Raw genomic sequence first — 402 nt, 5'->3', positions numbered from 1 at the left:
ACGAGATGTAGCTCCGTCTCGTGGGCTCGGGTCGAGCTGCTGGCGGCGCCAGCGGTTGCGCAGCGCAATCGCAACGGCGCGCTTGGCGTCATGCTGGCCGATGATATAGCGATCGAGCTCGGAAACGATCTCGCGAGGGGAAAAAGTGGTCATTGCGTATCATTCTCCTGGCGGTCCAGGGCCATCAACAGTGCCCGGCCGTAATTCGTCGTTGTTTCGCCAAGTCCTTCAAAGCCCGCCTTGGTATAGGCTCTGATTGCGAATGCATTGTCAGGATGCGGATCGACCAGGATCCGCTGCGCGCCCTTTGCAAAGAGCATATTGCAGAACCCTATCATAAAGGCCGGTCCGTGACCCTTGCCTGCCAGTTCCTCGATGCCGATGAACTGGTCGATGCCGTAG

1 protein-coding gene and 1 pseudogene are annotated in these 402 nt (G+C 58.7%); both read right to left on the bottom strand.

Going from position 1 to position 402, the window contains the following annotated elements:
- Nucleotides 1-153: pseudogene (locus FMN63_RS29700) on the bottom strand (HslU--HslV peptidase ATPase subunit); the annotation flags it as partial.
- On the bottom strand, nt 150-402 hold a 253-nt coding region (locus FMN63_RS00135), incomplete at its 5' end, for a GNAT family N-acetyltransferase (protein ID WP_148581926.1). The gene FMN63_RS00135 and the pseudogene FMN63_RS29700, both read right to left, overlap by 4 nt.

The sequence above is a fragment of the Stappia sp. BW2 genome, from assembly GCF_008107695.1.
Classification (GTDB): domain Bacteria; phylum Pseudomonadota; class Alphaproteobacteria; order Rhizobiales; family Stappiaceae; genus Roseibium.
Note: the sequence above shows the minus strand (reverse complement) of the source record. Positions and strands in the feature narration are given on the sequence as shown.